This is a genomic window from Mycolicibacter sp. MU0102, assembly GCF_963378105.1.
GTDB lineage: Bacteria > Actinomycetota > Actinomycetes > Mycobacteriales > Mycobacteriaceae > Mycobacterium > Mycobacterium holstebronense.
In genome coordinates, this window is the sequence record NZ_OY726398.1 from 1,829,402 (window position 1) to 1,844,763 (window position 15,362).

General features: G+C 64.3%; 13 protein-coding genes, 1 other RNA gene and 1 pseudogene. 14 read left to right on the plus strand and 1 reads right to left on the minus strand.

Annotation, left to right across the window (positions count from 1 at the left end):
* Positions 1–9: 9 nt before the first annotated feature.
* The gene (locus RCP37_RS08490; RefSeq protein ID WP_308486996.1) at positions 10–720 is read right to left on the minus strand and encodes a 2OG-Fe(II) oxygenase; all 711 of its coding nucleotides are present in this window, start codon (positions 718–720) and stop codon (positions 10–12) included.
* A 371-nt stretch (positions 721–1,091) separates the two neighbouring features.
* Here RCP37_RS08490 and RCP37_RS08495 point away from each other — a divergent pair, with 371 nt between their 5' ends.
* The 14 genes and pseudogenes from RCP37_RS08495 to RCP37_RS08560 all read left to right on the plus strand — a co-directional run bounded on the left by RCP37_RS08495 (position 1,092) and on the right by RCP37_RS08560 (position 15,103).
* Positions 1,092–1,856: an MlaE family ABC transporter permease gene (locus tag RCP37_RS08495; RefSeq protein ID WP_105295025.1), complete on the plus strand. Its 765-nt coding sequence runs from the start codon at positions 1,092–1,094 to the stop codon at positions 1,854–1,856.
* A complete protein-coding gene (locus RCP37_RS08500; protein ID WP_065153560.1) occupies positions 1,853–2,656 on the plus strand; it encodes an ABC transporter permease in 804 nt (267 codons plus the stop codon). The genes RCP37_RS08495 and RCP37_RS08500 overlap by 4 nt, the downstream gene beginning before the upstream one ends.
* 24 nt (positions 2,657–2,680) lie before the next feature.
* Entirely contained in the window at positions 2,681–3,958 is a 1,278-nt protein-coding gene (locus RCP37_RS08505) for an MCE family protein (RefSeq protein ID WP_308486452.1), read from the plus strand.
* Entirely contained in the window at positions 3,955–4,983 is a 1,029-nt protein-coding gene (locus RCP37_RS08510; protein ID WP_308486453.1) for an MCE family protein, read from the plus strand. Before RCP37_RS08505 ends, RCP37_RS08510 begins: the two co-directional genes overlap by 4 nt.
* Positions 4,980–6,248 (plus strand): MCE family protein, encoded by a 1,269-nt coding sequence (locus tag RCP37_RS08515; protein ID WP_308486454.1) that lies wholly within the window; start codon positions 4,980–4,982, stop codon positions 6,246–6,248. Before RCP37_RS08510 ends, RCP37_RS08515 begins: the two co-directional genes overlap by 4 nt.
* Before the next feature lies 1 nt (position 6,249).
* Positions 6,250–7,557, plus strand: coding sequence for an MCE family protein (locus RCP37_RS08520; protein WP_308486455.1), 1,308 nt, complete (start codon positions 6,250–6,252; stop codon positions 7,555–7,557).
* Complete coding sequence (locus RCP37_RS08525) at positions 7,554–8,672, plus strand: virulence factor Mce family protein (protein WP_308486456.1); 1,119 nt, start codon at positions 7,554–7,556, stop codon at positions 8,670–8,672. The genes RCP37_RS08520 and RCP37_RS08525 overlap by 4 nt, the downstream gene beginning before the upstream one ends.
* Before the next feature lies 1 nt (position 8,673).
* Complete coding sequence (locus RCP37_RS08530; RefSeq protein WP_308486457.1) at positions 8,674–10,086, plus strand: MCE family protein; 1,413 nt, start codon at positions 8,674–8,676, stop codon at positions 10,084–10,086.
* Positions 10,053–10,601 carry an Rv1363c family protein gene (locus RCP37_RS08535; RefSeq protein WP_308486458.1) on the plus strand — a complete coding sequence of 183 codons (549 nt, stop codon included), beginning with the start codon at positions 10,053–10,055 and terminating at the stop codon, positions 10,599–10,601. Before RCP37_RS08530 ends, RCP37_RS08535 begins: the two co-directional genes overlap by 34 nt.
* A 12-nt stretch (positions 10,602–10,613) precedes the next feature.
* A complete protein-coding gene (locus tag RCP37_RS08540) occupies positions 10,614–11,192 on the plus strand; it encodes an Rv1363c family protein (RefSeq protein WP_308486459.1) in 579 nt (192 codons plus the stop codon).
* 5 nt (positions 11,193–11,197) lie between these two features.
* A pseudogene (locus RCP37_RS08545) lies at positions 11,198–11,686 on the plus strand (CAP domain-containing protein); the annotation flags it as partial.
* Between the two features lie 21 nt (positions 11,687–11,707).
* An RNA gene (rnpB, locus tag RCP37_RS08550) (RNase P RNA component class A) lies at positions 11,708–12,095 on the plus strand.
* A gap of 309 nt (positions 12,096–12,404) precedes the next feature.
* Entirely contained in the window at positions 12,405–12,890 is a 486-nt protein-coding gene (locus RCP37_RS08555) for a hypothetical protein (RefSeq protein ID WP_308486460.1), read from the plus strand.
* 2 nt (positions 12,891–12,892) lie between these two features.
* Entirely contained in the window at positions 12,893–15,103 is a 2,211-nt protein-coding gene (locus tag RCP37_RS08560) for a protein kinase domain-containing protein (RefSeq protein ID WP_308486461.1), read from the plus strand.
* The last annotated feature ends 259 nt before the right edge of the window (positions 15,104–15,362 follow it).

Sequence of the window (15,362 nt, forward strand, 5' to 3'; positions counted from 1 at the left end):
CGGCGTCTTTCAAGCGGCGTCGTGAAAGATCAGCCCCAGCGTGAAGCGCTCACCCGAGCGGATCGGCGAGACGCCGTGGCGCACCGGCGCCGTCGACCAGCCGCGGGTGGAGCGCACCGGGCGATCGCGGGTGGTGAACACATAACCGTGGCCGTGCGGCAGCTGCACGGCCACGCCCCGAGACTGCGCACGCGGGCGCTGCTCGACAAGCAGGAACTCGCCCCCGGTGTAGTCGACGGCGGCGTCGCTGAGGTTGATCACTACCTGTAGCGGAAACACCAACTCGCCGTAGAGGTCCCGGTGCAGTGCATTCCAGTCGCCGGGGCCGTAGTGCAACATCAGCGCGGTCGGTTTGGTCTGACCGGCCCGGTGGCACTGTTGCAACCATTCGTCGAAGTCGTCGGGCCAGGGCGCGTCGCGGCCCAGCCGGGTAGCCCAGTCCCGGGCTATCGGCAGCAGATGCGGGTACAGCGCGCGCTTGAGCGCATCGACCGGATCGGGTGCCGGCGCCGCGAAATACCGGTACTGCCCGGACCCGTAGCGATGGCGCTGCATGTCGACCGTGGCACGGAAGCGCTCGTCGTCGGCGTAGCAACGCCGCAGCCGCGCGGCCTCGGCGACGGTCAGCAGCCGCGGCAGCAGGGCGCCGCCGCACTCATCGAGCTCGGCGGCCACGGCGTCCCAATCGCCGGCATTCACCCGCCGTTCCCAGCGCGTCATCGTCGTCGCCATGGCTGGGGGTCCTTCCGGTCGGGTGCTATCGAGTGTGCGCCACGGCCCGCAAACCGCGCTGCGGGACGCGATGAGTGCCGTCGTTCGGGTCGGTTCGATTAAATCGCCGTGCGCCAAATCGCCGGCGCCTGGCAACCAGCAGCTTCCGTGAACAGCGCGGTAGTAGGCCATTTGGGGTCGTTGACAGCTAATTCCTGCACTCCTACTGTTCGGCCAACTACAGGAGGGGAGTGGCAATGCGCGGGAGATCAGCAGTGACATGCGCATCTGGTGGGACAGTGGCGGAGCTGTCATCGACCGGTCTGCTCGTGCGCGCGCGAACGGGCTGACGCGTTGGCGAACATCAGAGGCAGGCAGCGATGAGCGGGCCCTCCTGGACCAAGCCCGCGATCGCGGTCGGCGATTTCGTCGTGCTTGCCGGCGAGACGTTCGCGGCGATGGCGCGACCCCCGTGGGCGTGGCGTGAGCTGATCAATCAGATCTGGTTCGTGGCCCGGGTGTCGATCGTCCCGACAATCATGCTGTCGATTCCCTACACCGTGCTCATCGTCTTCACGCTCAACATCGTGCTGCTGGAGATCGGCGCATCTGACCTGTCCGGCGCCGGCGCGGCGCTGGCGGCCGTCACCCAGGTCGGCCCGGTGGTCACCGCCATCGTCGTGTCGGGGGCGGGCGCCACCGCCATGTGCGCTGATCTGGGTGCCCGCACGATTCGCGAGGAGATCGACGCAATGAAGGTGATCGGCGTCAATCCCGTCGAGGCACTCGTGGTTCCCCGCGTCATCGCGGCGACATTCGTTGCGGTGATGCTCTATTCGGTGGTCGCGGTGGTGGGCCTGACCGGAAGCTATGCCTTCGTGGTGTTCGTGCAGCACGTCACGCCGGGCGCTTTCGTGGCCGGGATGACGCTGTTGACCGGACTGCCGCAGGTAGTGGTTTCGCTGATCAAGGCGTTGCTGTTCGGCCTGTCCGCCGGGCTGATCGCCTGCTACAAGGGGTTGTCGGTGGGCGGTGGCCCGACGGCGGTGGGCAATGCGGTGAACGAGACCGTGGTGTTCGCGTTCATGGCGCTGTTTCTGATCAACATCCTGGCCACCGCCTTCGGTGTGAAGGTCGCGCCATGACGGCCGCGGAGACCGCCCGGCGTGTAGGCGAACAGACCGCCTTCTACGGCGCTGCACTGGCCGCCATCGGCGACGCGGTCCGCCGCTACCCCGGCGAGGTGCTGCGGCTGATCGCGGTGATGGGAATGGGAGCCGGTGCCCTGGCCGTGATCGGCGGCACCGTGGTGATCGTCGGCTTCCTCACCTTGTCCACCGGGGCCCTGATCGCCGTGCAGGGCTACAACACCTTGTCCAACGTCGGAATTGAAGCACTGACCGGTTTCCTGGGCGCCTTCCTCAACGTCCGGTTCATCGCCCCGGCCACCGCCGGGGTGGCGCTGGCCGCGACCATCGGTGCCGGTGCGACCGCGCAGATCGGTTCGATGCGGATCAACGAAGAGATCGACGCGCTAGAAGCAATGGGCATTCGGTCGATCACCTACCTTGCCGCCACCCGGATCGTGGCCGGCGTGCTGGTGGTGATCCCGCTCTACACCGTCGCGGTGCTGATGGCGTTCTTGGCGACTCGGTTCGGCACCACCGTCATCTACGGGCAGTCACGGGGCGTCTACGACCACTACTTCTCCACCTTCTTAGAGCCCACCGATCTGCTGTGGTCGTTTCTGGCCGCGCTGTCGATGGCCACCGCGGTCATGGTGGTGCACACCTACTACGGCTTCACCGCCAGCGGTGGCCCGGCCGGGGTGGGTGAGGCCGTCGGCCGCGCCGTGCGAACCTCGGTCACCGCGACGGTGTTTGTGCTGCTGACCATCACACTGTCCGTCTACGGACAGTCCGGCAACTTCCACCTGTCGGGGTGAGGCGGGGTGAGGCGGGGTGAGTCGATGAGCATCAGCACCCACAACAGAGCCCGCCGCGGCGGGATCGACCCGATCTGGTGGTCGCCCGTCCTGGTGGTGGTGATCGTGGCCTTGTGCGCCATGACCGCCCTGCTGTTCTCCGGAGCGTTCCGGGGCTATGTCCCTCTCACGCTGGTCTCCGATCGAGCCGGCTTGGTGATGGAGAACGGGGCGAAGGTGAAACTTCGCGGTATTCAGATCGGCGAGGTGAGATCCATTGGCAGCCAGCCGGGGAACGACCACGCCCGACTGTCCACCCTGAATCTGAAGATGTACCCGCGGCCCTTCGGATACCTGCCGAGCAACATCGAAGCCGAGATCAAGTCCAGTACAGCGTTCGGCGCCAAGTACGTCGATCTGGTCATTCCCTCCGGCGGACCCAGTGGCCAACGGCTCAAGGCCGGCGCGGTGCTGCGCTCACGCAACGTGACGGTGGAAGTCAACACCATGTTCGAGAACCTGCAGGCGGTGGTGCACGCCATCGACCCCGCCAAGCTCAATTCGGTGCTCTCGGCGGTGGCCGAATCGGTGCGGGGCAGGGGAGACCTCATCGGGCGCGCGATCACCGGCGCCAACACGATGCTGACAGCGGTGAACCCACGCATGCCGACCGTGCAGCGCGACTGGCAACTGTTCGGCCAGACCACCCAGGCATATTCCGTTGCCGCGCAGAACATCCTGGAAATCCTGGACTCCGCCTCCACCACCAGCACCACCCTGTCCGGCCAGGCCGGCGAACTCGACGCGCTGCTGCTCGCCGCGGTCGGATTCTCCGCGACCGGGATCGACACCATCGGCGCAAACCAGCCCGGACTGGTTCAAGCGCTCAACCTGATGGCGCCGACCACCGATCTGCTCGAGGAGTACTCGCCGACCTACACCTGCCTGTTCCAAGGGGCCCAATGGTTCCTGGAGAACGGCGGACGAGACGCCATGGGCGGCAACGGTAGATCGGTCATCATGGACGCCGCGATGCTCGCCGGCGACGACCCGTATCGCTACCCCGACAACTTGCCTTTGGTCAACGCCCGGGGCGGACCCGGCGGCAGGCCCAGCTGCGGCTCGCTGCCCGACGTTAGCAAGAACTTCCCGGTGAAGTATCTGGTGACCGACACCGGATTCGGCACCGGCCTGGACGTTCGGCCCAACCCGGGCATCGGCTTTCCCGGCTTCGCCAACTACTTCCCGGTCACCAAGCCCGAGCCGGAACCGCCAAGAATCCGCTATCCCGGACCGCCCGCGCCCGGGCCGGAGTCGCCATGAGAGGCAATATCGGCAAGACCCTGACCTGGGTCGTGTTGTTCACGGTGACGTGCTTGGTGTTCATCTTCATCCTGGTCACGGTCTTCGGACAGTTCCGATTCGACTCCCGGGTCGGCTATCGGGCCGAGTTCACCAACGTGTCGGGACTCAAGGGCGGCAACTTCGTTCGCATCGCCGGTGTCGAGATCGGCAAGGTCACCAACATGGCGCTGCATCCCGACGGCACCGTCACGGTCGACTTCTCGATCGACCGGGGGCTGACGCTCACCGAGGGCACCCGGGCCGCGGTGCGCTACGAAAACCTCATCGGCGACCGCTACCTGTCGTTGGAGCAAGGCGCGGGGTCGGTACGCACCCTGCAACCGGGCCAGACCATTCCGCTGACGCGGACCCAACCCGCACTCGACGTGGATGCCCTCATCGGAGGATTCCGGCCCCTGTTCCGCGCGTTGGACCCCGACCAGGTGAACGCGCTCAGCGGCGAACTGCTCAAGGTATTTCAGGGCCAGGGCGGCACCATCGCCTCGGTGTTGGCGCAGACCTCGGCATTGACCACGACGCTGGCCGGCCGCGACGAACTGATCGGCCAGGTGATCACCAACCTCAACACCGTGCTGGGCACCTTCAGCACCCGCGACCGCGAATTCGGACACGGGCTGGACTCGCTGACCCAGATGGTCCAGGGCCTGGCGGATCGCCGCACCGACATCACCAAGGGCGTGGCCTACATCAACGCCGCCGCCGGCACGGTCGCCGACCTACTGACCGTGGCCCGCGAACCCATTCGTGACGTGGTGGCACAAACCGATCGGGCCGCCGGCCAAGTGATGGCCGACCGCGACTACGTCGACGACCTGGTCAAGACACTGCCCGACGCCTACCAGGTTCTGGCGCGCAACGGGCTCTACGGCGACTATTTCGGCTTCTACATGTGTGACCTGGTGATCAAGGTGAATGGCAAAGGCGGCCAACCGCTCTACTCCAAGATCATGAACCAGACGACCGGACGGTGCGCCCCGAAATGACCAGACCGAAGCTGCCGCGGATCACCATCAAACCGCTGGCCGAACGCAACCGGCCCGCGGTCGGCGTCACCGGCATACTCCTGCTGATCGCCTTGGTGGTGGCGGTGTTCAGCTATGACAGGCTGCCGCTGGTCAAGGGCACCTCCGACTACGCCGCCTACTTCACCGAGGCCGGCGGCATCAAATCCAACAGTGACGTCCGGGTGTCGGGGCTCGACGTCGGCCGGGTTGCCGGTCTGCGGCTGGAGGGCAACCGGGTCCGGGTGACGTTCACGGTCCGCAAGGGAGTCGTGCTCGGCGACCGGACCGAGGCCGCGATCAAGACCGAGACGGTGCTGGGCAACAAGTTCCTGGAACTGACCCCGCGCGGCGACGGCCATCTCACCGGTCCGATACCGGTGGAACGCACCACGTCGCCCTACGACTTGCCGGATGCCCTGGGAGATCTGACCGCCGTCATCAGCGGCCTGGACACCACCCAGCTGTCCTCGGCGCTAACCACCTTGGCCGAGACCTTCAAAGACACCCCACCGGACCTCAAGATGGCACTGCAAGGAGTGGCTCGTTTCTCCGACACCCTCGACAAGCGCGACGCCACGCTGCGTCAACTGCTGGCCGACGCCAACAACGTCACCGGGGTACTGGCGCGGCGCAGCGAACAGATCGCCGGCCTGGTCGCCAACAGCAACGCCCTGCTGAGCGAACTGTTGTCACAACGCAATTCCATCGACGCGTTGATGGCCAATCTGACCGCGGTATCGCGACAGGTGTCGGCCGTGGTCGACGACAACCGTCAGCAACTCAAGCCCGCGGTGGACAAGCTCAACGGCGTCCTGGAGATCCTCGACAACCGCCGAGCCGACCTGCAGCGCACGCTCTACCTGTTTCGCCGCTACGCCATGTCGTTCGGCGAGGTGCTGGGATCCGGGCCGTTCTTCAAAGCCTCAGTGGTGAACCTGATCCCGGGCCAACTGGCGCAGCCGGCCATCGAAGCCGCCTTCTCCGATCTGGGTCTGGACCCCAATGTGCTGCTGCCCTCGCAGCTGAACGACCCGGCCGTCGGCCAGCCCGGCACCCCGCCACTGCCGATGCCGTTTCCTCGCACCGGACAGGGCGGCGAACCCAATCTGACCCTGCCGGACGCCATCACCGGCAAACCCGGAGACCCGCGCTATCCCTACCGAGAGCCGCTGCCGGCGCCGCCACCGGGCGGACCACCCCCAGGCCCGCCCGCGCTCGGTCCGGCGGCAGACGGGGGCAACTGACATGGGCACGCACTCCGTGGCCGGTGTAACCCTGCCGGCCAGCCGCGCGCGACTCCTGCGGCTGGCGACCGCAGCCGTATTGGTGTCGAGCCTTGTCAGCGCAGTGTTCCTGGTGGCCGGCCCGCCCTGGGCGCAGCTGCGCAAGCACGTTTACACCGCCTACTTCACCAACACCAACGGGCTCTACACCGGCGACGAGATCCGCATCCTGGGGGTTGCCGTCGGCACCGTCGAGCGCATCGAACCCTTCCCGGACACCGCCAAGGTGACCTTCTCCGTCGGCCGCCAGTACCAGGTACCCGCCGATGTACGGGCGGCGATCCTGTCGCCGTCGCTGGTGAGCGCCAGGGCGATCCAGCTTGTCCCGGCCTACACCGGTGGCCCCGAACTGGCCGACGGTGCCAGCATCGGCCAGGACCGCACGGCGGTTCCGGTCGAATGGGACGACTTTCGGCAGCAGCTGGAGAAGCTCACCGATTCGCTGCAGCCGTCTGACACCGCCGGCCGCAGCGCCGTCGGCGCCTTCGTCAACACCGCGGCGGCCAACCTGCGGGGTCAGGGCGACACCGCACGCGAGACGGTGATCAAACTGTCGCAGGCGATGTCGGCGCTGGGCGATCACAGCACCGACATCTTCAACACGGTCCGCAACATGCAACTGCTGATCTCGGCGCTGACCTCCAGCAGCGACCTGCTGGCGGCGTTCAACGTCAACCTCGCCGATATCACCACCTTGCTGAACAATTCGCCCCGCGAATTCGCCGACGCGATGACGAGCCTCGACGGCGTGGTCAACGACCTACGCGGATTCATCGGCGAGAACCGGGAGGGCTTCGGCGTCACCGTCGATCACCTGACGGCGATCACCACCGCACTCAACGAAAGCCGCGGCGACCTCAAACAGGTGCTGCACATCGCCCCCTCGGTATTCCAGAATTTCGTGAACATCTACCAGCCGGCCCAAAGTGCGATCACCGGGGTGATGGCGCTCGGGAACTTCGCCACCACCGTCCAATTCATCTGCGGCGGCATCGAAGCTCTGGCGCGGGCGAACTCACTGCAGGCATCGAAGTTGTGCGTGCAATATCTGGCGCCGATCATCAAGAACCGCCAGTACAACTTCCTGCCGATCGGCGGCAACCCGTTCGTGGGCACCGCGGCGCGGCCCAACGAGATCACCTACAGCGAAGACCGGCTCCGGCCGGGCGCTGCCCAACAGCCGGCCGAACCGCCCCGCCAACCCCTCGACCCCGAGCTGGGACTGCCCGGCCTGCTGCTGCCGTCGGCTCCTCCCGAGGGCACCCCATGAAGCGGCTCGTGGTCATCGCGCTGAGCATCACCATTGCCTCCGGGGCCACCGGCTGCCAGTGGCGGGGCCTGAACTCGCTGAGCCTGCCGGGCACCGGACGCGGCGACGGCAGCTACACGATCTCGGCCCAGTTACCCGATGTCGTGGTCATTCAGCAGAACTCACGGGTGCGGGTCGCCGACGTCAACGTGGGCAATGTGACCAAGATCGAGGTCCAGGACTGGCACGCGCTGGTGACCATGCGCATCGACAACAGTGTGCACCTGCCGGCGAACAGCACCGCCAAGGTCGGACAGACCAGCCTGCTCGGTTCGATGCATATCGAGTTGGCGCCACCGACCGACGAGCCGCCGCGCGGCGAACTGCAAGACGGCGCCGTCATCCCGCTGTCGAAGGCCGCCACCTATCCGACCACCGAGCAGACCCTGGCGTCGGTTTCGCTGCTGCTCAACGGTGGCGGACTGGCACAGCTTCAGGAGATCAACCAGAGCTTTGCTCGCGCGCTGGCGGGACGTGAGAGCGACATGCGCAGCCTGCTCACGCAATTGGACACCTTCATCGCCGCACTCAACGATCAGACCGACGACATCATCTCGGCCACCGAGAAGCTGAACGGTCTGGTCGGCCAGTTCGCCCGACAGAACCGAACCGTCGAGCGGGCACTGACCACGATCCCGCAGGCACTGGCGGTGCTGGCGCAGGAGCGCACCAAGATCGCCGACGCCGCCGACGCGCTCGGAAAGTTCAGCGCCATCGCCGTCTCCACTGTCGAGCAGAGCAGGGAGTCGCTGGTGGCCAACCTGCGCAACATCGCCCCAGTGCTGCGCTCGCTGGCCGACGCCGGTCCGGCGCTGACGCAGGGCCTCGACTTCCTGTCCACCTATCCCTGGGTCAAGAGCAACATCCCCAATTGGTTCCGCGGCGACTTCGCCAACATCAGCCTGGTCGTCGACCTGACGCTGAGCCGGATCGACAGCGGCATCTTCACCGGAACACGCTGGGAAGGCAACCTCACCGAGCTGGAAATGCAGTGGGGGAGAACCGTCGGCCAGATGCCCAGCCCCTACACCGCGGGCAATCCGTTGGTGGCCCCCTACCACTTCGGGGGGTACTGACGTGTTTCGGCTCTCGCGCACCGTCTGGACCCAGTTGGCGATCCTGGCCACCGTCACGCTGGTGGCCGGTGGGGTCATGGCATTCGGATTCGTCAAGGTGCCGGCGTTGTTCGGCATCGGCCGCTACACCGTCACCGTCGAACTGCCGGCCTCCGGCGGGTTGTACCCGACATCGGTGGTGACCTACCGCGGTACCGAGATCGGCCGGGTCAGCTCCATCGGCGTCGATGCCGACGGGGTGCGTGCGGTGCTCAAGCTGAACTCGTCGATCAAGGTGCCCGCCCCGGTGACAGCCGCGGTGCACAGCCGCTCGGCGATCGGTGAACAGTTCCTCGAACTGACCCCGGCCCCCGGGTCCGGCGACCACCGCACGCTGCGCGCCGGCGATGTGATTCCGGTGGACAGTGTGCGGATTCCCGCCGATATCGCCCACCTGCTGGATGCCACCAACCGTGCACTGCAGGCGATTCCGCACGACGACCTACGTACCGTCGTCGACGAGGCGAACAAGGCCGTGGGCGGCCTAGGGTCCGAGCTGTCGCGGATCGTCGCCGGATCGACCTCGCTGGCCATCGAGGGCGGGCAGGCCGCGCAACCGCTGGCACAGTTGATCGACGAGACCCCGCCGGTGCTGAATTCGCAGGTCCAGACCGCGGATTCGGTGGTGACCTGGGCGCAGCAACTGGCATCGATCACCGGCCAGCTCGCCGCGGAGGACCGGGCCTTCGCCGGCCTACTCAGCCTGGGCGCCCCGGCACTCGATGAGGCCAACGCGCTGCTGGGTCGGGTGGCCCCGGCCCTACCGGTGTTGCTGGCCAACATGGTCAGCCTGGGGCAGATCGCCGTGACGTTCCGTCAGGGAATCGAGCAACTGCTGGTGCTCTTCCCGCAGGGCACCGCGGTGATGTCGGCCATCACCCTGGCCGATTCGGGCCTCAACACCCCTTACCGCGGGATCTACCTGGACTTCAACCTGAACATGAACTACCCGCCGCCGTGCAACACCGGATTTCTGCCGGCCCGCCAGCAGCGGGTCCCGGCCTCCGTCGACTACCCCGACCGGCCCGCCGGCGAGCTGTACTGCCGGGTGCCGCAGGACTCCGACCTCAATGTGCGTGGCGCCCGCAACATTCCGTGTGAGAACAATCCCGCGAAACGTGCGGCCACGGTCGAGATGTGCGAGAGCGACGAATGGTACGTGCCACTCAACGACGGCTACAACTGGAAGGGCGACCCCAACGCCACGGCGTCCGGTCAGGCCGTGCCGCAGGATCCGCCGGTCGCCTTCGTCCCCTATGACCCGGCCACCGGCAGCTACCTCGGGCCCGATGGCCAACGACACATCCAGGCAGACCTGGTCCCGCAGCAGAAGGAGCAGACATGGCAGACGATGCTGATACCCCCCAACCCGTGACGCAGACCGGTACACCGGCGAGACGCGGCGGGACGACCCACCGGGTGATCGCCGTCGCCGTCGTGGGCCTGGCGGGGCTCGTGCTCACCGGTGCCCTGGGCTGGTTGGGATACCGCATCCAGGCGAACCAGCAGGCCCAGGAACAGCGCGAACAGTTCGTTCAGGTGGCGCGCCAAGCCGCGGTCAACCTGACCACGATCAGCTACGCCCAGGCCGATTCCGACGTGCAGCGCATCATCGACGCGACGACGGGGGAGTTCCGCGACGACTTCACCCAGCGGTCCCGGCCCTTCGTCGACGTTGTCCAGCAGGCGCATTCGGAGTCCGAAGGCACCGTCACCGAGGCCGGGCTCGAATCGGTGGACGGCGACCGGGCCGAGGTGTTGCTGGCGGTCGCGGTGCGCACCACGATGGCCGGAAACGTCGTGCCGGAGCCGCGCCGCTGGCGCATGCGGATCAGCCTGCAACGCACCGACGACGGTCCCAAGGTCTCCAACATCGTCTTCATTCCGTGAACGGAGGTGGCCATGTCCATAGCGCCCACAACTGATGCACCCACGGTCGACGACGCTGTCGCCGATGCTGCTGATCCACCGGTAGCAGCGGTGGCACCGGACCGCCGGCCGACGCTGCGGCGTCTGGTGGTTGTCGCCGCGCTGTCCGCACTGGTTGCGGTCCTGGGGGCGGCGGCCGGTTACCTGCGCTGGCAGGACGTTTCGGCGCAGGTGAGGCAGCAGGCGGCTGCCGAGTCCGTGCAGGCCGCGACCGATGCCGCGATCGCGATGCTGACCTACCGGCCCGACAACGTCGACGCGGCGTTGGCGGCAGCCGCCGACGCCATGACGGGCTCCTTTCGTGACGAGTACACCCACCTGGTCGGCAGCGTTGTGGCCCCCGGCGCTAAACAGCAACAGATCTCGACGGTCGTCAGGGTGCCGGCGGCGGCGTCGGTGAGTGCGAACAGCCGCCATGCCGTGGTGTTGCTGTTCGTCGATCAGGCGACCACCTCGGGGAAAGGGCCGGCCACCGACACCGCCTCAAGCGTGCGGGTCAGCCTGGATAAGGTCGGCGGCCGGTGGCTGGTCTCGCAATTCGACCCGGTGTAGGGCAGATGAGATTCGGTGTCCACCGCGCGGTGCTGCTGCTGATCGTTATGGCCGGTGCCGCGTCGGTGCCGGTGGCCGGCGCCGACAACGCGCGCCTCAACGACAGCGTGGTGACCAACGTCTACACCATTCATCATCAGGCCGGCTGCGCTGAGAAGGTGATGGCGGACCCGCGGCTGGTGCTCGCCGCGGAGTGGCACGCCAAAGATGTTCTTGGACATCGTGAACTGGACGGCGACCTCGGGTCGGACGGCTCCACGCCGCAGACTCGCGCGCAGGCCGCCGGGTTTCCGGGGCCGGTGGCCCAGACCGTCGCGATCAACCCCGCGGTGGCCACCAGCGGCATCGAGATCCTCAACCGCTGGTACTACAACCCGACCGATTTCGCGGTGATGTCGGACTGCGCCAACACCGCGATCGGGGTGTGGTCGGAGAACAGCCCGGACCGCTCGGTGGTGGTCGCCGTCTACGGTGCGGCTGCTCGGGGTGCCGCGTAGTACGGTGATCAGCGCGGACGAGTTGGCCGGGCGGCCGCGGCTCGCTTTTGGCGGGTCGAGGAAAGTCCGGACTTCACAGAGCAGGGTGATTGCTAACAGCAATCCGAGGTGACTCGCGGGACAGTGCCACAGAAAACAGACCGCCACCGCAAGGTGGTAAGGGTGAAACGGTGCGGTAAGAGCGCACCAGCGTTCCGGGTGACCGGGACGGCTTGGTAAACCCCACCCGAAGCAAGGCCAAGAAGGCCGCATCTCGGTGCGGCTGCGCAGGTGTTTGAGGGCTGCTCGCCCGAATCTGCGGGTAGGCCGCTTGAGGTACCCGGCAACGGTGTGCCCAGATGGATGGTCGCCGCCGCACCGCGTCAGTGGTGCGGGACAGAATCCGGCTTACAGGCCAACTCGTCCGCCCCGCAACGGTGACCGGCCAGCATGCGGGGCGCTAAGGCTTTGCGCTACGCAGCTGCTACGCACGCACGTGGGTGCGTATTCCGGGGCGTGAAACCGACGCGGCTGTATGCGCAGCGTCTCTCGAAAGTCTCACGACATCTGTTATGTGACAGGCGTTTTGAGGCAGCTTCTGCGTCAGATCGGCCTGGGCGCTGTTTGGGGACGTGCGTTGGCGGCCTCCGTGTCTCAGTGCTTTGGATTTGATACGTCGAAGGACCTATGACCTCGGAAGGCAGCGATACGTTTCACCATTGTGTACGGTCCTTCCATGTCGTCACCACAGTTGACTGCGCGTCTCACGACGGATATTGGGGCTGTTGTTCAAAGTCGAATACTTGTCCAACTCCAGGAGATAGGGAGTGTCTCGGCGATTGAGTGGAGCGAGACGCGAGGGACGCTCCAAGCGGCATGGACATTCTTCCTGGAGACCGATTGGGCGGCGGTTCGCGACAATTTGGTGGCCGCGGGTATCGGAGGGATGGTCGGCTCCGGCATCACAGCAGGTAGGAATGCATCGGCGAAGGTACGCGATAGGCTATTGAACGTCCGTAACGAGATTCTTACAACGCAGGAGGACGCTTCCGGGAAGTTTGTTCTGATTGACAGGCGCAGTGGTTCGACGATTATCTTGCCCAGCAGTGCGTTGGACGCAGAAATATTCATTTACGATGCCTTCGAGGGACGGGGAAACTCGATTGTTGAATACGCCTACGATGACTCCCTCGGTTGGATCATCAAAGGACTCGACGACTAGACATGGCTAAGCGGGCAATCGTTGTGGGCCTCAACGAACATCCGACTGACCCGTTGGCGTACGCGGAAGGCGACGCGGAAGACATCGCCACGGTACTAGCTGAACCGCAGTATGGTTTTGAGGTGATCAGGCTCATCGGGCCTGACGCGACGCGCACTGCAATATTAAATGCATTCACAGAGCAGGCCGAAGAAAGGCCTTCAACGCTCCTCTTCTACTTTAGTGGGCACGGCTTCATGACTACTTGGGGCGCGGTCTACTTGCATACGTCTGGGGCAGAGCGGATCGATGAAGGGCTAGATGTTCATCACCTCGCCATGCTGCTCCAAGCCCAGCAATCGAACAATTCGAGCACGTTTGCAATGCTCGATTGTTGCCACGCTGGGGCGGCGACTGCTTGGGTTGATGCGCGCCCTGTGACAGCCAATGTGATGGACTCTCAACTTCGCGTGCAACGAGAAACGCACGCAGTGCTCGCTGCATGCCGGCCAGGGGGCGAGGCATTCAGTGCAGTTAGCACAAATAACGGAGGCCTTACCGCTTTCCTGATCGACGGGATGCTAGGCGGCGCTGCGGACCACCGGGGCGCGGTAACGGTTGACGGTCTGGCGAGTTATGTGAAGAAGGTTTTCAACAACGGAGTGCAGAATGTCGTTTACCGCACCGACTCGGCCGGAGAGGAGACGCTAGGTAAAGGCTTCGAGCCAGTCCGATCCCGCCCGCTTACCGGTGTGGATATTGAGGGCCTGATTTCTGACGCTAGAGTGAAATTATCAAGCTATGAAGTCGAACTCGCGTCATACTTGAACGAATGGCAAGATTCGGGCTATGGAGCTGCGTGTAGAAAGCTTCGACCGATTCTGAGGTGGTTTGACACCAAGACGACGAATCACCCAGAACTCGTTAACAGTGCGCCGTTCCAGGCGGAACTAAACCGCGCAAATTCGAAGCTTGTCTTTCTTCAGAATCTTGAGGAAGGACTAGTCTTCGATGGAAGGCGAGTCATCGCCAACCTCGGTTCTGGATCATTTGGAACAGTTTGGCTGGTCGAATCCCTGTCTGACGGCCATAAAGAAGCGCTAAAGATTTTCAGAGGCGATGAGCTCAATAACCGAAATAAGCGGGCTATGTTTGACCGTGGCTATCGTGCAATGGAGCAAATGGATCATCCGCGTGTCGTGAAGGTGCAGGGACAGTCTTCTGTACCATTTGGGTTTTATATGGAATACATTGAAGGCTCAAACCTTGCGTTAATTCCTACTCCAACTGACGATCCAAGCGTCGCCATTCGCATACTCATACTGGCAGCTGAGACGGTGAAACATGCGCATCAGGCGGGTGTCGTGCACCGCGATATCAAGCCCGAAAACTTGCTGGTCGTATTGAGCGCTTCCGCCACTTGGCTTCCGTACTTAACCGACTTCGACTTATCGTGGTTTTCGACGGCTTCCAGGTTGGCCAGCGAGGCAATGGCACCGCTGGCATATTGCGCTCCGGAGTATTTTGAGTATCCACAGTCTGAGTTAGCAAGACGCCCGACCGTAGACACGTATAGCTTCGCCCAGCTCGCATATTTTCTAACTGTGGGTTCCTCGCCGCTACCATTCCGTACCAGCGATAACGTGGCGACGTTGGAAGGGAAAACCAAAGGATGGTACGTAGGCGAGGCCGCAAGCCAGTTTGTAACTCTCTACAGGAATTGTAGCCAACTCGATCCAGATAAGCGTCCACCTGACTTCACATCGATAATTGAGTCCCTCGTGTCGATAGAGACTAAGCTCATTGACGCCGACGACAATCCACTCGGCCGCGATGCATTGCTATCCGAAATACAGTTTTCGCTGAGAGCATTGCCTGGTGAAGAATCGGGGGCTTCTGGCAGTATTTTTCAAAGCTTGTCGGGTCGGACCGACGTGGTATTGGGTGTCGAGCGAGAGCGACGGGATAAGAAGGTCACTTTTTATGACCTGCGGATTCAGTTGCAATTGAAGGAACTTCGCGTGAGCGGTGTGACAGCAGAGAAAGCTAGGATGGCTTTAAATCGGCAGGTCGATACTCAGCTAAAGAACTTTCAAAATGCGACGAGATCTCCTGGTAGTCATGCGGCGTATGAGGTCTACATCCACTTGCCTGGTGTCCAGGCGTCGATGAGCGGGGTGGCGTACGCCCGCTCGGCAATCCAAAGAGTTATTGGTGCAATTGAAGGAATGTGACTCGGCGTGATTCAAACGACGCGATCAGTAATTCGGTTTCATTCTGGGCGCTGAAGTGGTCAGCACAATATTATTCTCTGGCATGTTCGCCCAAGTCGTCTCGTGCTGACCCCAGACGGAAACATCGAGGTTAGACGCGCTATTGGCAGCTTCGATTCCCGGCAGCTCTAGCATGGGTACCGGTCGGGCTGCCGCTACGCAGACGCTACGCACAGCAGTACTCTGCGCCCACTGGTGGCAGCTGGAGTTGAGTCGACTA